This window comes from Geodermatophilus obscurus (assembly GCF_900115395.1).
In the GTDB taxonomy this organism is placed as follows: Bacteria; Actinomycetota; Actinomycetes; order Mycobacteriales; family Geodermatophilaceae; genus Geodermatophilus; species Geodermatophilus obscurus_B.
The window spans coordinates 201,346-218,145 of the sequence record NZ_FOWE01000011.1; the positions used below are offsets into that span (position 1 = coordinate 201,346).

The following is a 16,800-nucleotide window of genomic DNA, read 5'->3' on the forward strand; positions in this document are numbered from 1 at the left end:
AGCGGCACGCTAGCGGCCGTGGGCGACCGTGCGGCCCGGACGGGCCGGGACGGGCGGCGGTGTCCCCCGCCCGGGCCGGGTCCACTCCCGGATCGGGCGGCGCACGCCCAGGGCGAGGGCGCCACCCGGCCCGACGAGCATCAGCAGCGACCAGCCGACCGAGGTGCCGTCGCCCAGGGCACCGAACAGCAGCGCGACACCGAGGAGCAGGAGCGCCGACAGCGCGGCGGCGGCGGTGAGCACCAGCCAGCCGCGTCCCCGGCCGAGCAGGACCAGCAGGGCGCCGGCCAGCGCGAGGGCGGCCGGCACGGCGGGGATCGCGACGACCCAGTCCGGGCCGGACCCGGGCGACCACAGCAGCCGGGCGAGGTAGCCGCCCTCGGCGGCGGTGAGCACGCCGAACACCGCGGCGAACGGGGCGCTGAGCGGGCGGCCGCCCGGGACGGCGGGTCCACGGGCGGACGGCAGCGGTGCCGCGCGCGGGGACCGGCGGGGTGCCGCCCGGCGGGAGGGGGACGACGGCATGCCGCGGAGGGTAGTTCGGCGCTGACTGGGGGCGGTCCGGTCAGGCGGTGCGGCGTCGCTCCGCCCGGGAGGCGGCCAGCCACCGGCCGACGGCCGGCGACATGGCCACGACCGCGGCCAGCACCGGGCACACCACCAGGACGAACGGGCCCGCACCGGCCGGCTCGCCGGCCGACGAGGTGATCACCACGACCAGGACGGCGACGCCGATCGTGACGAGCGCGGCCAGGACCAGCGGGACGCGGCCGCGCCGCAGCAGGAACCAGACGAGGGCGAACACCTGCAGCAGCGGCGGGACGACGAGCAGCGCGACGAGGGTCCAGTCCCGCCCGGCGTCGGCCTGCAGACCCCCGAGGGCCACCACCAGGAACGCCACGATCGCCAGCGGCAGGACCCCCACCGCGGCCAGCACGGCGGCGGCGATCGCCGTCCCCGGCATCGACCTGGACGGGCTCATGCGGCGCAGCCTAGGACGGCGGGCGCGGCCGGGACGCCCGCGGCATCCGCGGTCACCCGGGGGACGGGTCGCTCTCCCACCGGTACGGCGGGGCGGGGGTCAGCCGACGCGCTCGGGCTCCCCGGCCGAGGACCGCCGCCACGAGGCGTGCAGCCGGGCGTAGGGGCCGTCGGCGTCGACGAGGTCGGTGTGAGGACCGCGCTGCACGACCCGCCCGGCGTCGACGACGAGCACCTCGTCGGCGCGCTCGGCGGTCGACAGCCGGTGGGCGATGGTCAGCGTGGTGCGGCCCTCGGTGAGCCGGTCGAGGGCGCGGGTCAGCCGCTGCTCGGTGGCGGGGTCGACGGCGCTGGTCGCCTCGTCGAGGACCAGCAGGTCGGGCGCGGCGACGTGCGCGCGGGCGATGGCGACCAGCTGCCGCTCCCCCGCCGACAGCGAGTCGCCGCGCTGGCCGACCGGGGTGGCGACGCCGTCGGGCAGCCCGCGCACCCAGTCGCCGAGGCCCAGCTCCTCCAGCGCCGCGGTCACCTGCGCGTCGGGGAGGCCGGGGCGGCCGTAGCGGACGTTGTCGGCGACGGTGGCGTCGAAGAGGAAGCCGTCCTGCGGCACCATACTCACCCGCGCGCGCAGGGAGGCGAAGGCGACGTCGGCCAGCGGCACCCAGCCGGACGCGTCCGACCCGAGCAGCACCCGGCCCTCGGTGGGGTCCATCAGCCGGGTGACCAGCTTGGCCAGGGTGGTCTTGCCCGAGCCGGTCTCCCCCACGACCGCGTAGCTGCGGCGCGGCGCGAGGGTCAGGTCGACGTCCTGCAGCGCGGGACGGGCCCCCTCCGCGTACCGGAAGGACACCTGCTCGAGCCGGACCCCGAGCGGGCCGTCGGGCAGCTCCCGGGCCGCCCCGGTGGCGGCGGGGTCGCGGACGTCGGGCTCGGTGTCGAGGACGTCGAGCACGCGGCGGAACCCGGCGAGGGCGTTCTGCGCCTCGTTGAGCACCTCGCTGGCCATCTGCACCGGCGCGACGAACAGGGTGACGAGGAAGAGGAAGGCGATGAGGGTGCCGGCGGTGACCTGGCCGGCCAGGCCGAGCAGGACACCCACGACGACGACGGCGGCGTTGGCGACCGCCGCGACGAACTCGCCGCTGACGAACACCGCGGCGGTGACCTTCTGCGCCCGGACCTGCGCCTGCTGGTGCCGGCCGATGGCGCGGTCGAGGCGGGCGGCGGTGCGCTCGCGGATGCCGTAGGCGCGCACGGTCGAGGCGCCAACGACGGACTCCGAGACGGCGGCCAGCACGTCGCCGACGCGCTCGCGGACCACCCCGTAGGCCACCTGCAGCCGCTGGGCGAACCAGCGGACGGCGAACCCCAGCGGCACGAAGCAGACCACCACCAGCACGGTCAGCTGCCAGCTGTAGACGAACATGACCACGGTCGCCACGACCAGCTGGCCGAGGCTCACCACGCCGAGGACGCCGCCCCACTGCATGAAGGTCGACAGCTGGTCGACGTCGCTGGTCACGCGCGAGACCAGCGAGCCGCGGCGCTGGCCCTGCTGGTTGAGCACCGACAGGTCGTGCACGTGCCGGAAAGCCCGCGAGCGCAGCCCGGCCAACGCCGTCTCGGTGGTGCGGAACAGCCGCACGTTCATCCGGTACACGGCCACGCCGGTGAGCAGCACGACGACGGCGCTGACCAGCACCAGCGTGCGCACCAGGCCGAGGTCGGGCCCGTCGGGGGCGAGCAGGCCGCGGTCGATCACCTGCTGGACGGCGATCGGGACGACGACCCGCCCGGCGGTGGCCAGCAGCGCGAGCCCGAAGGTGGCCGGCAGGCCGCGCCGGAACTCCGGCATCGCCCGCAGGCCCCGGCGCAGCGTCGCGAACGCGCCCTCGCGCGGCTCCTCGGTGGTCACGCTCATGCCGCCACCTCCGCCTGGGAGTACGCGCGCACCAGGGCGGCGTAGCCGGGGACGGTGGCGAGGAGCTCCTCGTGGCTGCCGCGGGCGGTCACCCGGCCGCCCTCCAGCCACACGACCTCGTCGGCCAGCGAGATGGTGGCCTGCCGGTAGGCCACGACGACGACCGTCGCGGGCCGGCCGGCGCGGTCGACGGGTGAGCTGCGCAGCGCGTCGAGGATGCGCGCCTCGACGGAGGGGTCGACGGCGCTGGTGGCGTCGTCGAGGACGAGCAGCCGCGGCCGCCGGACCACCGCGCGGGCCAGTGCGATCCGCTGCCGCTGCCCGCCGGAGAGGGTGGCGCCGCGCTCGCCGACGCGCGTGTCCAGGCCCTCGGGCAGCCGGTCGACGAAGTCCTCGGCGGCGGCCACCCGCAGCGCCTCGCGGACGTCGTCGTCGGAGAAGTCGCCGCCGAGGGTGACGTTGCCGCGGACGGTGTCGTCGAAGAGGAAGGTGCCCTGCGGGACGAGGGCGGCCCGGGCGCTGACCTCGCCCTCGCGCAGCCGGCGCAGGTCGACCCCGTCGAGCAGGACCGCGCCGTCGGCCGGGTCGACGAGCCGGACCAGCAGCCCGGCCAGCGTGGACTTGCCCGAGCCGGTCGGCCCGACGACGGCGACCGTGCTGCCGGCGGCGACGTCGAAGGTGACGCCGGACAGCACCGGCCGGTCCGCGCCGTCGAAGACGTGGTCGACCCCGCGCAGGGCCAGGCCTGCGCCGCCGTCGCCGGCGGGCGCGGTCTCGGAGCCGTACGGGGTCTCGCCGGTGGCGTCGAGCACGGGGGTCACGCGGTCGAACCCGGCCAGCGCCCGCGGCAGGTCGGCGAGCACCCAGCCGATGGCGCGGATGGGCAGGGCGAGCACGGTGAACAGGTAGGCGATGCTCACCAGGTCGCCGGGGTCGGTCTCCCCGCCGGCGACCCGGCCGGCGCCGACCAGCAGCACGGCGAGGGTGCCGAGGTTGGGCAGCGCCTCCATCATCGGGTCGAACAGGCCGCGGACCCGGCCGACGGCCACCAGCCCGTCGCGCAGCTCGGCGGCCCGCTCGGTGAACCGCGCGCCCTCGGCGTCCTCGCGGCCGAGGGTCTTGACCACCAGCCCGGCGTCGAAGCTCTCGTGCGCGATCTCGCTGACCTCGGCGCGCAGCTGCTGGGCGCGCTGCATGCGCGGGCTCATCACCTGCGAGTAGACGACGTTGACCGCGAACACCAGCGGGAAGACGACCAGGCCGACGACGGCCAGCAGCGGGTCGGTGGCCACGAGCGCGCCCACGGTGATGGCGATCATCACCAGCGAGCCGACGGCGAAGGGCAACGGGGCGACGAAGTACCAGGCCGCCTCGACGTCGGAGTTGGCGTTGGACAGCAGCTGGCCGGTCGGGTGGCGCTGGTGCCAGGACAACGGCAGCCGCAGGTACTGGCCGGTGACCCGCCGGCGGTAGTCGGCCTGCAGCCGGAACTGCATGACCCCGGCGAACAGCCGGCGGCCGAGGATGCCGAGGATCTTGAACACCGCGACGACCATGATCACCGCGACGGCGAGGGCGAGCGCGGCGGCGGTGGTGTCGCCGTCGTCGAAGGCCGGCAGCACCACGCGGTCGGTGATCTCGCCGAGCACGAACGCCGAGAGCACGGTCATGACGCCGTACAGGCTGCTGGCCAGCACCGCGAGGGTGAAGATCCCCGGCTGCTCGCGGACGGCCCGCGCGACATGGCGCAGCCCGCGCCGGACGACGGCGTCTCGGACGCGGGGCACGGGTCTCCTCGGGGTGGTGCGGCGAACGCGGGCGCTCCCGCACGTCGTCAGCGAGGCTAACCACCTGCGGGCCGGTCGGCCTGCGGGTTTCCGGTGGGGCGCCGGGCTGGGCACCGTCATAACCTCGGGCGGTGACCGATGCTTCCCGTCCGCTCGCCGCCCGCGAGCGCGCCGCCCTCGCCGACCTGCTCGCCGACCTGGGCCCGGACGCCCCGACCTGCTGCGAGGGGTGGACGACGGCGCACATGGCCGCGCACCTGGTCACCCGCGACCGCCGTCCCGACGCGCTGCCCGGCTACGCGCTCGAGCGCACACCGGTGGGCAGCCGGGCGCACACGTACTCCGCCCGGCTGGAGGACGGCCTGCGCACCTCGACGCCGTACCCCGAGCTCGTCACGCGGGTGCGCTCGGGGCCGCCCGCCTGGTACCTGCCGGGCCGGGTCATGGCGCAGGCGGTCGACGGGCCGGAGTTCGCCATCCACCACGAGGACGTCCGCCGCGCCCAGCCGGGCTGGGAGGCGCGGAGCCTGCCGCTGCCCGACGCCGACCGGCTCTGGGGTGCCGCGCAGATGTTCGCCCGCACCGTCGCCGGCCGGTACCCCGGCGGTCTGGTGCTGCAGCGCAGCGACGTCCCCGGGCCCGGCAAGCGGGTCCGCTCCGGGTCGGACGTCACGACCGTCGAGGGCGAGCCGCTCGAGGTGCTGCTGTGGGCGACCGGCCGGCGCGACGTCGCCCGGGTCGCCGTCCGGGGCGGCGCGCCGGCGGAGTGACCGTGTCGTGCCGAGTGGGCCCCGGAGGGGTCCGCGCAGGCGCGACGGAACGGCTCAGCGCGACAGGGGGACGGCACCGGGACGCGGTGTCGTCCGGGAGGACGACGAGGTCATGGCGTGTCCCGCTCGGCCCTGACGGGCGCGCCGGCGGCGGCGAGGGCGGCCTTGACGTCGCCGATCCGCAGCGCGCCGAAGTGGAAGACGCTGGCGGCGAGCACCGCGTCGGCGCCGGCCTCGACGGCGGGCGGGAAGTGCTCGACCGCGCCGGCTCCCCCGCTGGCGATCACGGGCACGCTCACCTCGCGGCGGACGGCGCGGATGAGCTCGGTGTCGAAGCCGGCGCGGGTGCCGTCGGCGTCCATGGAGTTGAGCAGCACCTCCCCCACCCCCAGCGCGGCGGCCTGCACCACCCACTCGACGGCGTCGCGGCCGGTGCCGCGACGCCCACCGTGGGTGGTGATCTCGAAGCCGGAGTCGGTGACGGCGCCGTCGCGCACGCGGCGGGCGTCGAGGGAGAGCACCAGCACCTGGTTGCCGAAGCGGTCAGCGATCTCGCTGATGAGCTCCGGCCGGGCGACGGCGGCGGTGTTGACGGCGACCTTGTCCGCGCCGGCCCGCAGCAGCCGGTCGACGTCGTCGGGGCTGCGCACGCCCCCGCCGACGGTGAGCGGGATGAAGACGCTCTCGGCGGTGCGGCGGACGACGTCGTAGGTGGTCTCGCGGTCGCCGGAGCTGGCGGTGATGTCGAGGAAGGTCAGCTCGTCGGCACCCTCGGCGTCGTAGACGCGGGCCATCTCGACCGGGTCGCCGGCGTCGCGCAGGTCGACGAAGTTGACGCCCTTGACCACGCGGCCGGCGTCGACGTCCAGGCACGGGATCACGCGGACGGCGAGACTCACGCCGACCTCACCGCGTCGGCCTCGACCTCGACGAGCATGTCGGGGTGCAGCAGCGAGGCGACGCCGATCATCGCGGTGGCCGGGCGCACCGCGCCGAAGACCTCGCCGTGCACGCGCCCGACCTCCTCCCAGCGGGTCGTGTCGGTGACGTACATGCGGGTGCGGACGACGTCGGCCGGGCTGAAACCCGCGGAGGCGAGCGCGTCGACCAGCACGCCGAAGGCGACGCGCGCCTGCCCGCCCACGTCGCCGGGGTGCACGACCGCGCCGTCGACGGTGGCGGTGCAGCCACTGACCCAGGCCTGCGCCCCGGCGACGACGACGCGGCTGTAGCCGACGACGTCCTCCCACGGCCCGCCGGAGCCGATCCGCTGCACGGTGCTCACGCCGACGCCTCGCGGGTGACGGCCAGCGCCTCGGGGAGGGTGAACGCGCCGGCGTAGAGGGCCTTGCCCACGATCGCGCCCTCGACGCCGAGGCCGGTGAGCCCGGACAGCGCGCGGACGTCGTCGAGGGAGCTGACGCCACCGGAGGCGATCACCGGCTTCGGGGTGGCGGCGCAGACGTCGCGCAGCAGGTCGAGGTTGGGGCCGCGCAGGGTGCCGTCCTTGGTGATGTCGGTGACCACGTAGCGCGCGCAGCCCTCGGCGTCGAGGCGGGCGAGGGTCTCGTAGAGCTCGCCGCCCTCGCGGGTCCAGCCGCGGGCGGCCAGCCGGGTGCCGCGCACGTCGAGGCCGACGGCGATGCGGTCGCCGTGCTCGGCGATGGCGCGGGCGCACCACTCGGGCGACTCCAGCGCGGCGGTGCCGAGGTTCACGCGGCGGCAGCCGGTGGCCAGCGCCGCGGCCAGCGACTCGTCGTCGCGGATGCCGCCGGACAGCTCGACGTCGACGTCGAGGGCGCCGACGACGCGGGCCAGCAGCTCGCGGTTGCTGCCGCGGCCGAAGGCGGCGTCGAGGTCGACCAGGTGCACCCACTCGGCGCCGTCGCGCTGCCACTGCAGGGCGGCGTCGAGGGGGTCGCCGTAGGAGGTCTCGCTGCCGGCCTCCCCCTGCACGAGTCGGACGGCCTGGCCGTCGGCGACGTCGACGGCGGGGAGCAGCTGGAGGGTCGGCACGGCGACCAGCGTAGGGACCGGCCGCCGGTGACCTGACCCACCCGGGCAGGCTGCACCGGTGGAGTTCGCCGACGTCGTCCGCAGGCGCCGCATGGTGCGGGACTACGACCCGGACCGGCCGGTGCCGCCGGAGGCGCGGGAGCGGCTGCTGGAGCACGCCATCCGGGCACCGTCGGCGGGGTTCACCCAGGGCTGGGCGTTCCTGGTGCTCGAGGAGCCGGCCGACCGCGACCTGTTCTGGTCGGTGACCGCCGCCGAGGGAGCGCCCGACGCGTGGCTGACCCGCATGCGGCGGGCGCCGCTGCTGGTGGTGCCGCTGTCGTCGAAGGACGCCTACCTCGAACGCTACGCCGAGCCGGACAAGGGCTGGACCGACCGCGACGAGACGCGCTGGCCGGTGCCGTACTGGGACGTCGACGCCGGCATGGCCGCGCTGATGATGCTGCTGACCGCCGTCGACGAGGGCCTGGGCGCTTGCTTCTTCGGCGTCCCGGCCGAGCGGGTGGACCCGTTCCGGGAGGCGTTCGGCGTCCCGTCCTCCCACCGGCCGGTCGGGGTCGTCGCCGTCGGCTACCCCGGCGACGGCGACCGGCGCTCGCCGTCGCTGAAGCGCGGCCGGCGGGGCGTGGCCGAGGTCGTCCACCGTGGTCGCTGGTAGCACGGGCCGGAGGTGAGCCTCCTCGAGACGGTCCTGGTGGCCGCCGCCGTCCTGCTCGGGGCGCTGACCCAGCGGGCGACCGGCCTGGGACTGGCGCTGGTGTCCGCCCCGTTCCTCGTGCTGGTCGCCGGCCCGGTCGCCGGGGTCTCCCTGAGCAACGCGCTGGCCGGCTCGACGTGCGCGCTGGTGCTCGCCAGGACGTGGCGGCGGGCGCTGTGGCGGGAGGTGGCCCTGCTCGCGCTGCCGGCGCTGGCGGCGATCCCGCTCGGGGTGCTGGTGGTCCGCACGCTGCCCGACGGGCCGCTGCTGGTGACGGTCGGCGTGCTGTCGGTCGCCGCCGTCTCGCTGGTCCTCCTGAGCCGCGGCCGGGAGCTGCCGCACGGCCGCTGGGCCGGGGTCCCGGCCGGGGCGCTCGCCGGGTTCATGAACGCCACGGCCGGCGTCGGCGGGCCGATGGTGAGCGCCTACGCGATGTCGCGGAACTGGCCGCTGCCGGTGTTCATCCCGACGGCGCAGGCGACGCTGCTGGGGGTGAACCTGGCGTCGCTGGCCGGGAAGGGGCCGCCCGACCTGCCCCTGTCGGTGTGGCTCGTGTGCGCGGCGGCGCTGGCGACGGGGCTGCTGGCCGGCGAGGTGGTCGGCCGCCGCCTGGGCGCCGACCGCGGGCGGCGGCTGGTGCTCGCCGTGGCCCTGGCCGGGGGCTGCGCGGCGATCGCCCGCGGCGTGGCCGAGCTGTCGGGTTGACTCCTCCCCGTGACCTCCTCCCCCGAGACCTCCCCGCGCGCCGTCCTCGTCACCGGTGGCTCCCGCGGCATCGGCCGGGCGGTCGCCCGGGCGTTCGCCGCGCGCGGCGACCGGGTGGCCGTCCACTTCGGCACCTCCCGCGACCGCGCGGAGGCCGTGCTGGCCGGGCTGCCCGGCGCCGGCCACGTGCTCGTGCAGGCCGACATGGCCGACGCCGCCGCGGTGGGCGCGATGGTCGACACCGCGGCCGAGGCGCTCGGCGGGCTCGACGTGCTGGTCAACAACGCCGGCGTCTTCGTGGCCTCGCCGCCGCTGACCGCGTCGTACGAGGAGTGGCAGGAGGTGTGGGCGCGGACGCTGGCGGTGAACCTGGTCGGCGCGGCCAACGCGACCTTCCGCGCCGTCCCGCACCTGCGCGCCGCTGGCGGGGGCGCGGTGGTCAACGTGTCCAGCCGGGGCGCCTTCCGGGGCGAGCCGGACAACCCCGCCTACGGCGCGTCCAAGGCCGGCATGAACGCGTTCGCCCAGTCGATGGCGCTCGCGCTGGGCCCCCTCGGCATCTCGGTGACCTGCGTGGCACCGGGGTTCGTGCAGACCGAGATGGCGAGGGAGGTCCTCGACGGACCCGGCGGCGACGCCGTCCGCGCGCAGTCGCCGTTCGGCCGCGTCGCCCGGCCGGAGGAGGTGGCCTCCGCGGTGCTGTGGCTGGCCTCGCCGGAGGCGCGGTTCAGCACCGGCACGATCGTCGACGTCAACGGGGCGTCCCACCTGCGCAGCTGAGGCCGGTCAGCCACCGTGCGCGGCCGCCCAGTGCGGGCTGGTGATGAGGCCGAGCAGGTTGCCGAACGGGTCGGCGACCACCGCGGTGGCCCAGCCCTCGCCGCGCACGGTGGGCGGGGAGACGACGCGGGCCCCGGCGTCCTCGAACCGGCCGACGGCGGCGGGCAGGTCGTCGACGTGCCAGTGGACGACGACGCCGGCCGCCTCCCGCACCGGCCAGGCGGCGTAGCGGGCGTCCATGACGCCGATCTCGTCCTCGTCGTCGCCGACGCGGAACTCGACGTAGGCCGGCGGCCCCTCGACCGGGCGGGTGAAGTACGGCTCGAGCCCGAGCAGGTCGGCGTACCAGCGGACGGCGGCGGGGACGTCGGCGGCGGTCAGGGTCACGGTGGCCAGGCCTCGGAGCACGGGAGGGTCCCTCCGTCGGGCGGTTCGCCTCTTGCGTCCCGCTCGAGGACCACACTGCTCGGCGAAGTGCTCACCTCCTGAGCACTTTCCGCGGCATCCTCACCCCATGCGTGCCGACCGGCTCGTCGCCGCCCTCCTGCTGCTGCAGGCCCGCGGCCGGGTCACCGCCGCTGCCCTCGCCGCGGAGCTCGAGGTGTCGGTGGCGACCGCGCGCCGCGACCTCGAGGCGCTGTCGGCCGCCGGGATCCCGGTCTACCCGCAGGCCGGACGCGGCGGCGGGTGGCAGCTGCTCGGCGGGGCACGCACCGACCTGACCGGGCTCACCGCACCGGAGGCCCGCGCGCTGTTCCTGCTGCTGGGCCCGGCGTCCTCGGCGGGTCCGTCCGCCCGGGCGGCCCTGCGCAAGCTGGTGCGGGCGCTGCCGGGGACCTTCCGCGCCGAGGCGGCCGCCGCCGCCGAGGCCGTCGTCGTCGACCCGGCCGGGTGGGGCGAGGACGTGCCGGAGCGCCCCGAGGTGGCGCTCCTGACCGACGCCGTCGTCGCGCGTCGGGTCGTCGAGTTCCACTACGCCGGCCGGGGCAGCGCACCGGGCCGGCGGCGGGCCGAGCCCTGGGGGTTGGTCGACAAGGACGGCACCTGGTACCTCGTGGCCGGCACGGCGGGCGGGCGGCGCACCTTCCGGGTCGACCGGATGACCGGCGTCGCGCTGACCGGCGAGGGCTTCGCACGGCCCGCCGGCCTCGACGTGCCCGGCGCCTGGCAGGAGGTGGTCGGCGAGATGGAGCGGCGCCGGTCGCTGGTGACCGCGTCGGTGCGGGCGCCCGCGCGGCTGGTGCCGGTGCTGCGCGACCGGTTCGGCCGGCACTGCACCGTCGGCGAGCGGCCGGACGGCGGGGGGCCCGACGGCGACGGGCGGGTGGCGCTGCAGGTCGCGGCGCACACGGCGCGGTCGGTGGCCGAGCAGCTGGCCGGCTTCGGCGGCGCCGTCGAGGTGGTCGGGCCGGCCGAGGTCCGCGCCGAGCTGGCCGTCATCGGTGCAGAACTGGTCGCCGTGCACGGCTCCTCGGAGCAGCCCTCTCGCTGACCGGGCCTGCGCGCCCCGGCCGCGGACAGGTGGAGACTCCGGGCATGCCGACCGGTGCGCTCCCCCGCCGTGCCGGGCGCCGCACCAACCTCGGCCTGCTCGCGCTGCTGCTCGTCGCCGGCGGCACGGGGGTGCTGGCCTTCGGCGTCGGGACGCCGCTGCCCTCGCAGGTGGTCGCCACCGTCCACGGCGCCGCCGGGCTGGGCCTGCTGCTCCTCGTGCCGTGGAAGACCGTCGTCGTGCGCCGCTCACGGCGCCGCGCGCTCGGCCGCCGCGACCCCACGGTCGCGTGGGCGCTGGCCGTCCTCGTGGTCCTCACCCTGGCCACCGGCGTCCTCCACACGGTCGGCGGGACCGCCGTGGCCGTCGCCGGGGTCGGCATCCTGCAGGTGCACGTGGCCCTCGGGGTCGCCACCGGCCTGCTGGTCGTGCTGCACGCCGTCGGCGCCCGCCAGCGGCCGCGGCGCAGCGACGCCTCCCGGCGCGTGCTGCTGCAGGCCGGCGTGCTGGCGGCCGGCGCGCTGGCGCTGTGGGGCGCGGTCGAGGGCGGCCTGCGGCTGACCGGGGCGCCGGGTGGGCGGCGGCGGGCCACCGGCTCGCACGAGCGCGGCAGCGGCGACCCGTCGGCGATGCCGGTCACCCAGTGGTTCACCGACACCGTGCCGACCGGCGACGGCGGCGCGCTCGAGCTGGTCGCCGGCGGCCGCACCACCCGGTTGCGCGCCAGCGACCTCGACGGCGGCGACGTCGTGACCGCCGTCCTCGACTGCACCGGCGGCTGGTACGCCGAGCAGGAGTGGCGCGGGGTGCGGCTGGACCGGCTGCTGGCCGGCTCCGGCGTCGAGCTGCCCGACGGCGGCAGCGTCGACGTCGTGAGCGTCACCGGCTACCGGCGGCGGCTGCCGCTGGACGACGCCGCGTTCCTGCTGCTGGCCACGCACTACGCCGGTGAGCCGCTGTCGGCCGGGCACGGCGCGCCCGTGCGGCTGGTCGCACCCGGCCGGCGTGGCTACTGGTGGGTCAAGTGGGTGCGCCGGGTGGAGGTGGTCGACGCGCCGTGGTGGCTGCAGCCGCCGGTCCCCTTGCAGTGATCGGAGGACCCCGTCCTCCCCACCCCTCGCGTGCTCGGGGCGGGCCCCGGGACGGGGCTGGAGCAGCGGACCCTGACGGGGCCGACTACAGCGTCGCCAGCCAGTTGCTGAGCAGCTGGGCGCCGGCGTCACCGCTCTTCTCCGGGTGGAACTGGGTGGCCGACAGAGCGCCGTTCTCGACCCCGGCGACGAAGTGGTCGCCGTGCTCGGCCCAGGTCACCTTGGGCGGGGCCAGCGGACCGGGCCGCCCGTCCTGGCCGAGGGTGAACTCGCGGACGCCGTAGGAGTGCACGAAGTAGAAGCGCTCGCCGGCCAGCCCGTCGAACAGGACCGTGTCCTCGGGTGCGCTGACGGTGTTCCACCCTATGTGCGGCAGCACCGGCGCCTTCAGCTCCTCGACCGTGCCGGGCCACTCGCCGCAGCCCTCGGCGTCGTGCCCGTGCTCGACGCCGCGCTCGAAGAGGACCTGCATGCCCACGCAGATGCCGAGCACCGGGCGGCCGCCGGCCAGCCGGCGGCCGATCGTGCGCGGCCCGTCGACGGCGCGCAGCTCCCGCATGCAGTGCGCGAACGCGCCGACGCCGGGGACGACGAGGCCGTCGGCGTCGAGGGCGGCCCGCTGGTCGGCGGTCACCGTGACGTCGGCGCCGACGCGAGTCAGCGCCCGCTCCGCGGACCGCAGGTTGCCCGAGCCGTAGTCGAGGACGACCACCTTCTTCACGCCTGCCACGGTACCGAGCAGCACCCGCGACCCCGCCGGGATTCCCGGTCAGGACCCCCACGGGAGCACGGTGAGCTCCGGCCACACCGACTGCCAGCGGGCGGCCTTGGTCTCGTAGACCTCGCGCGGCGCCGGGCTCGCCGGGTTCGGCCGCACCACCAGGCCGAGCAGGTCGTCGAGGCCGTACGGGGCGTACACCCGCGGGCCGCCACCGGTGACGGTCACGCCCACCGCGCAGCAGACGGCGGCGAACGCGTCGACCGCCGCCCGGCAGTCAGGGAACGGCGCGGGCGCGGCGGTGCCGAAGCGGCCGGCGTACCAGAGGTGCACCCGCGCCTGGTTGCGGATCTCCACCGGCACCGGCAGGTCGGCGAAGACGTCCGCGCCGCGGCGGATGACGGCGTCCTCGGCGTCCCAGGAGGGGTCGTCGTCCCAGTAGAAGAGGTCGGCGTCGCGGATGCCGGTGCCCGGCGGGCGGCCGGTGAGGGCGTTCCACGCCGTCTGGAAGAGCAGCCCGGCGGTGAGCCACCACTCCCCCACGCCCAGGGACGGCGCCCGGTCGAGCACCGCGGCGACGGTCGGGTCGGCGAGGACCAGACGCAGGAAGCGGTCCTCCGTCAGACGAGGCGCAGGATCCCCGACGCCGTCGCCAGGGCCGCCGCCACGAACAGCACGGCGGCGAAGAACACCTGCGGGCCGGTGCGGCCCTTGGTGTCGTGGTCGGCCTTCCAGATGCTCCACGCCCCGCCGATCAGGAACCCGCCGAGGACGACGAGGACGACGCCGAATTCCATGCGGTTACAGCGCGCCCTTGGTGGAGGGGACGCCGGTGGTGCGCGGGTCGAGCGCGACCGCGGTGCGCAGCGCCCGGGCCAGCGCCTTGAACTGCCCCTCGACGATGTGGTGGGCGTCGCGGCCGGCGTAGAGCACCCGCACGTGCAGGGTGATCCGCGCGTTGAACGCGAACGACTCGAGCACGTGCTTGGTCAGCGACGTCGGGTAGTCCGGCCCGATCATCGGCGTCATCGTCTCGGGCTCGGCGTGCACGAAGTACGGCCGGCCGGAGAGGTCGACGGCGGCCTGCACGAGCACCTCGTCCATGGGGATCGTGGCGTCGCCGTAGCGGGTGATGCCCTGCTTGTCACCGAGTGCCTCGGCGAACGCCTGGCCGAGCGCGATGGCGACGTCCTCGACGGTGTGGTGGGCGTCGATGTGCAGGTCGCCGTCGGCCTGCACGGTGAGGTCGATGCCGCTGTGCTTGGACAGCGCGGTGAGCATGTGGTCGTAGAAGCCGACGCCGGTGCTGATCGAGCTCTTCCCGGTGCCGTCGAGGTCGAGCTCCACGACCAGCTTGGTCTCGCTGGTGGCGCGCTCGACGCGGGCGGTACGACTCATGGGTCTCAGTCTCCCAGGTGGTGGTCGGGGGCGACCTCACCCAGCGCGGTGAGGAACGCGTCGGTCTCGGCGGCCGTGCCGGCGGTGACCCGCAGCCAGCCGGGGATGCCGACGTCGCGGACGAGGACGTCGCGGTCGAGCAGCGCCTGCCAGGCGGCGGGCGCGTCGGCGAACCGGCCGAACAGGACGAAGTTGGCGTCGCTGGGCACGCTGGTCAGCCCGAGGCCCGGCAGCGCGGCGACGATCCGGTCGCGCTGGTCCTTGACCGCGTCGACGGTGGCCAGCAGCGCGTCGGTGTGCGCCAGCGCCGCTCGCGCGGCGGCCTGGGTGAGCGAGGACAGGTGGTAGGGCAGCCGGACCAGCTGCACCGCGTCGACGACGGCCGGGTCGGCGGCGAGGTAGCCCAGGCGCAGGCCGGCCATGCCGAACGCCTTGCTCATCGTGCGGCTGACCACCAGGCGCGGCCGGCCGGGCAGCAGGGTCAGCGCCGACGGCGTGCCGGCGCGGGCGAACTCCGCGTACGCCTCGTCGACGACGACCACGCCGGACGTGGCCTCGTAGAGGGCGGTGATCGTCTCCAGCGCGACCGCCGTGCCGGTGGGGTTGTTGGGGCTGGTCACGAAGACGACGTCGGGACCGACCTCGCGCACCTGGGCGACGGCGGCGGCGGGGTCGATGGTGAAGTCGGCGCGGCGGTGCCCGTCGGCCCACGCCGTCCCGGTGCCCGCGGAGATGATCGGGTGCATCGAGTACGACGGCGTGAAGCCCAGCGCCGTCCGCCCCGCGCCGCCGAAGGCCTGCAGCAGCTGCTGGAGCACCTCGTTGGAGCCGTTGGCCGCCCACACCTGCGCCGGGTCGATCCGCTCCCCGCCGCGGCTGAGGTAGGCGGCGAGGTCGGCGCGCAGCGCGACGGCGTTCCGATCGGGATAACGGTTGAGGTCGACCGCCGCGTGCCCGAGGGCCTCCCCCAGCGTGGCGAGCAGCTCGGCCGGCAGCGGGTGCGGGTTCTCGTTGGTGTTGAGCCGGTGCGCGACCTGCAGCTGCGGGGCGCCGTAGGGCGTGCGGCCGCGCAGCTCCGGCCGCAGCGGGAGCTGGTCCAGCGAGCTCACGGCTTCTGCCGGACCCGGACGGCGGCCGCGTGGGCGGGCAGGTCCTCGGCGTGCGCGAGCGCGTCGACGTGCCCGGCCACCTCGGCGAGTGCCTGCTCGTCGTACTCGACGACGTGGATGCCGCGCAGGAACGACTGCACGCTCAGGCCGCTGCTGTGCCGGGCGCAGCCGCCGGTGGGCAGCACGTGGTTGGACCCGGCGATGTAGTCGCCCAGCGACACCGGCGACCACGCGCCGACGAACACCGCGCCGGCGTTGCGCACCCGCATGGCCACCTCGCGGGCGTCCCGGGTCTGGATCTCCAGGTGCTCGGCGGCGTAGGCGTCGACCACCGCGAGTCCGGCGTCGACGTCGTCGACCAGCACGATCCCCGACTGGCTGCCGCCCAGGGCGGTGAGGATCCGCTCGGAGTGCTTGGTGGCCGCGACCTGGGCGGGCACGAGGTCGGTGACGGCGTCGGCCAGTGCCTCGCTCGTGGTGACGAGCACCGCGCCGGCGAGCGGGTCGTGCTCGGCCTGGCTGACCAGGTCGGCGGCGACGTGCACCGGGTCGGCGGTGTCGTCGGCGAGCACGGCGACCTCGGTGGGGCCGGCCTCGGAGTCGATGCCGATGAGGCCGCGCAGCAGCCGCTTGGCGGCGGTGACGTAGACGTTGCCCGGGCCGGTGACCAGGTCGACCGGCTCGCAGGAGCCCGCGCCGTAGCCGAAGACGGCGATCGCCTGCGCGCCGCCGACGGCGTGCACCTCGGTGACGCCGAGCAGCGCGCACGCGGCGAGGACGCCGGGGTCGGGCAGGCCGCCGTGGTCGCGCTGCGGCGGGGAGGCGACGGCGATCGACTGCACGCCGGCGATCTGCGCCGGGACGACGTTCATCACCACGCTCGACAGCAGGGGCGCGAGCCCGCCGGGCACGTACAGGCCGACGCGGCGCACCGGCACCCAGCGCTCGGTGACCGTGCCGCCGCGCACCACCTGGGTGGCGACGTCGGTGCGGGCCTGGTCGGCGTGCACCCTCCGCACGCGGGCGATGGACTCCTCCAGCGCCGCCCGGACGTCGGGGGCCAGGCCGTCGAGCGCAGCCCGGATCGCCTCCGGCGGGACGGTGAAGTCCTCGGAGTCGACGCCGTCGAGGCGGGCGGTGATCTCGCGGACCGCCCGGGCGCCGCGGATGCGGACGTCCTCGCACAGCGGCCGCACGGTGGCCAGCACCGAATCGATGTCGGTGGCCGCGCGGGGCAGCAGGCCGGCCAGGTCGCGGACCCCGGGCAGCGCGGATCCGCGCAGGTCGATGCGGGCGAGCACGGGCGGGCCTCCGGGGTCGGGACGTACGGGGAGT

Annotated in this window: 20 protein-coding genes; 6 read left to right on the forward strand and 14 right to left on the reverse strand. The window is 76.4% G+C overall.

Annotated features, from left to right (window positions below; all coding sequences use genetic code 11):
* Nucleotides 1–9: 9 nt before the first annotated feature.
* The 4 genes from BM165_RS21035 to BM165_RS21050 form a co-directional block, all read right to left on the reverse strand.
* A complete protein-coding gene (locus BM165_RS21035) occupies nucleotides 10–525 on the reverse strand; it encodes a hypothetical protein (RefSeq protein WP_075015468.1) in 516 nt (171 codons plus the stop codon).
* A 40-nt stretch (nucleotides 526–565) separates the two neighbouring features.
* A complete protein-coding gene (locus BM165_RS21040) occupies nucleotides 566–982 on the reverse strand; it encodes a hypothetical protein (RefSeq protein WP_143108262.1) in 417 nt (138 codons plus the stop codon).
* Nucleotides 983–1,081: 99 nt separating this feature from the next.
* The gene (locus BM165_RS21045) at nucleotides 1,082–2,902 is read right to left on the reverse strand and encodes an ABC transporter ATP-binding protein (RefSeq protein ID WP_075015470.1); all 1,821 of its coding nucleotides are present in this window, start codon (nucleotides 2,900–2,902) and stop codon (nucleotides 1,082–1,084) included.
* Nucleotides 2,899–4,689: an ABC transporter ATP-binding protein gene (locus BM165_RS21050; RefSeq protein WP_075015471.1), complete on the reverse strand. Its 1,791-nt coding sequence runs from the start codon at nucleotides 4,687–4,689 to the stop codon at nucleotides 2,899–2,901. The genes BM165_RS21045 and BM165_RS21050 overlap by 4 nt, the downstream gene beginning before the upstream one ends.
* A gap of 131 nt (nucleotides 4,690–4,820) precedes the next feature.
* Between BM165_RS21050 and BM165_RS21055 the strand changes: the two genes are divergently transcribed.
* Complete coding sequence (locus BM165_RS21055) at nucleotides 4,821–5,459, forward strand: TIGR03085 family metal-binding protein (RefSeq protein ID WP_075015472.1); 639 nt, start codon at nucleotides 4,821–4,823, stop codon at nucleotides 5,457–5,459.
* A 110-nt stretch (nucleotides 5,460–5,569) separates the two neighbouring features.
* Here BM165_RS21055 and hisF read toward each other — a convergent pair whose 3' ends face one another.
* The 3 genes from hisF to priA are packed head-to-tail and all read right to left on the reverse strand — an operon-like array spanning nucleotide 5,570 to nucleotide 7,475.
* Nucleotides 5,570–6,358, reverse strand: coding sequence for an imidazole glycerol phosphate synthase subunit HisF (gene hisF, locus BM165_RS21060; protein WP_075015473.1), 789 nt, complete (start codon nucleotides 6,356–6,358; stop codon nucleotides 5,570–5,572).
* Entirely contained in the window at nucleotides 6,355–6,744 is a 390-nt protein-coding gene (locus tag BM165_RS21065; protein ID WP_075015474.1) for a RidA family protein, read from the reverse strand. The genes hisF and BM165_RS21065 overlap by 4 nt, the downstream gene beginning before the upstream one ends.
* Entirely contained in the window at nucleotides 6,741–7,475 is a 735-nt protein-coding gene (gene priA, locus BM165_RS21070) for a bifunctional 1-(5-phosphoribosyl)-5-((5-phosphoribosylamino)methylideneamino)imidazole-4-carboxamide isomerase/phosphoribosylanthranilate isomerase PriA (RefSeq protein WP_075015475.1), read from the reverse strand. The genes BM165_RS21065 and priA overlap by 4 nt, the downstream gene beginning before the upstream one ends.
* A 58-nt stretch (nucleotides 7,476–7,533) precedes the next feature.
* Here priA and BM165_RS21075 point away from each other — a divergent pair, with 58 nt between their 5' ends.
* Genes BM165_RS21075 through BM165_RS21085 form a run of 3 tightly spaced genes read left to right on the forward strand, consistent with a single transcriptional unit; the run spans nucleotide 7,534 to nucleotide 9,657 of the window.
* Complete coding sequence (locus BM165_RS21075) at nucleotides 7,534–8,133, forward strand: nitroreductase family protein (protein WP_075015476.1); 600 nt, start codon at nucleotides 7,534–7,536, stop codon at nucleotides 8,131–8,133.
* A 12-nt stretch (nucleotides 8,134–8,145) separates the two neighbouring features.
* Nucleotides 8,146–8,877 carry a TSUP family transporter gene (locus BM165_RS21080; RefSeq protein ID WP_083427564.1) on the forward strand — a complete coding sequence of 244 codons (732 nt, stop codon included), beginning with the start codon at nucleotides 8,146–8,148 and terminating at the stop codon, nucleotides 8,875–8,877.
* 9 nt (nucleotides 8,878–8,886) lie between these two features.
* On the forward strand, nucleotides 8,887–9,657 hold the full coding sequence (locus BM165_RS21085; RefSeq protein ID WP_075015477.1) for an SDR family NAD(P)-dependent oxidoreductase: 771 nt from the start codon (nucleotides 8,887–8,889) through the stop codon (nucleotides 9,655–9,657).
* A 6-nt stretch (nucleotides 9,658–9,663) separates the two neighbouring features.
* On the opposite strand, the gene BM165_RS21090 is transcribed toward BM165_RS21085, so the two are convergent.
* Nucleotides 9,664–10,065 (reverse strand): VOC family protein, encoded by a 402-nt coding sequence (locus BM165_RS21090; protein WP_075015478.1) that lies wholly within the window; start codon nucleotides 10,063–10,065, stop codon nucleotides 9,664–9,666.
* A 106-nt stretch (nucleotides 10,066–10,171) separates the two neighbouring features.
* On the opposite strand from BM165_RS21090, the gene BM165_RS21095 reads away from it, so the two are divergent.
* Both BM165_RS21095 and BM165_RS21100 read left to right on the forward strand, forming a co-directional pair.
* Nucleotides 10,172–11,149 carry a helix-turn-helix transcriptional regulator gene (locus BM165_RS21095; protein WP_075015479.1) on the forward strand — a complete coding sequence of 326 codons (978 nt, stop codon included), beginning with the start codon at nucleotides 10,172–10,174 and terminating at the stop codon, nucleotides 11,147–11,149.
* Between the two features lie 44 nt (nucleotides 11,150–11,193).
* Nucleotides 11,194–12,240: a molybdopterin-dependent oxidoreductase gene (locus tag BM165_RS21100; RefSeq protein WP_075015480.1), complete on the forward strand. Its 1,047-nt coding sequence runs from the start codon at nucleotides 11,194–11,196 to the stop codon at nucleotides 12,238–12,240.
* Nucleotides 12,241–12,325: 85 nt separating this feature from the next.
* Here the strand turns inward: BM165_RS21100 and hisH are convergent, their stop codons facing one another.
* The 6 genes from hisH to hisD are packed head-to-tail and all read right to left on the reverse strand — an operon-like array spanning nucleotide 12,326 to nucleotide 16,766.
* Nucleotides 12,326–12,961, reverse strand: coding sequence for an imidazole glycerol phosphate synthase subunit HisH (gene hisH, locus BM165_RS21105; RefSeq protein ID WP_075015539.1), 636 nt, complete (start codon nucleotides 12,959–12,961; stop codon nucleotides 12,326–12,328).
* 48 nt (nucleotides 12,962–13,009) lie between these two features.
* Nucleotides 13,010–13,528 (reverse strand): nucleotidyltransferase family protein, encoded by a 519-nt coding sequence (locus BM165_RS21110; protein WP_208976828.1) that lies wholly within the window; start codon nucleotides 13,526–13,528, stop codon nucleotides 13,010–13,012.
* 50 nt (nucleotides 13,529–13,578) lie between these two features.
* Complete coding sequence (locus BM165_RS24980; protein ID WP_177225269.1) at nucleotides 13,579–13,755, reverse strand: hypothetical protein; 177 nt, start codon at nucleotides 13,753–13,755, stop codon at nucleotides 13,579–13,581.
* Nucleotides 13,756–13,759: 4 nt separating this feature from the next.
* Nucleotides 13,760–14,356 carry an imidazoleglycerol-phosphate dehydratase HisB gene (hisB, locus tag BM165_RS21115; RefSeq protein WP_075015481.1) on the reverse strand — a complete coding sequence of 199 codons (597 nt, stop codon included), beginning with the start codon at nucleotides 14,354–14,356 and terminating at the stop codon, nucleotides 13,760–13,762.
* Between the two features lie 5 nt (nucleotides 14,357–14,361).
* Entirely contained in the window at nucleotides 14,362–15,465 is a 1,104-nt protein-coding gene (locus tag BM165_RS21120; protein ID WP_075015482.1) for a histidinol-phosphate transaminase, read from the reverse strand.
* Complete coding sequence (hisD, locus tag BM165_RS21125) at nucleotides 15,462–16,766, reverse strand: histidinol dehydrogenase (RefSeq protein WP_075015483.1); 1,305 nt, start codon at nucleotides 16,764–16,766, stop codon at nucleotides 15,462–15,464. The genes BM165_RS21120 and hisD overlap by 4 nt, the downstream gene beginning before the upstream one ends.
* Nucleotides 16,767–16,800 lie beyond the last annotated feature (34 nt).

Coding starts and splice junctions, on each gene's coding strand:
- BM165_RS21100 (WP_075015480.1), top strand. CDS start 11,194: ATGCCGACCGGTGCGCTCCCCCGCCGTGCCGGGCGCCGCACCAACCTC.
- BM165_RS24980 (WP_177225269.1), bottom strand. CDS start 13,755: ATGGAATTCGGCGTCGTCCTCGTCGTCCTCGGCGGGTTCCTGATCGGC.
- BM165_RS21045 (WP_075015470.1), bottom strand. CDS start 2,902: ATGAGCGTGACCACCGAGGAGCCGCGCGAGGGCGCGTTCGCGACGCTG.
- hisB (WP_075015481.1), bottom strand. CDS start 14,356: ATGAGTCGTACCGCCCGCGTCGAGCGCGCCACCAGCGAGACCAAGCTG.
- BM165_RS21095 (WP_075015479.1), top strand. CDS start 10,172: ATGCGTGCCGACCGGCTCGTCGCCGCCCTCCTGCTGCTGCAGGCCCGC.
- BM165_RS21035 (WP_075015468.1), bottom strand. CDS start 525: ATGCCGTCGTCCCCCTCCCGCCGGGCGGCACCCCGCCGGTCCCCGCGC.
- BM165_RS21040 (WP_143108262.1), bottom strand. CDS start 982: ATGAGCCCGTCCAGGTCGATGCCGGGGACGGCGATCGCCGCCGCCGTG.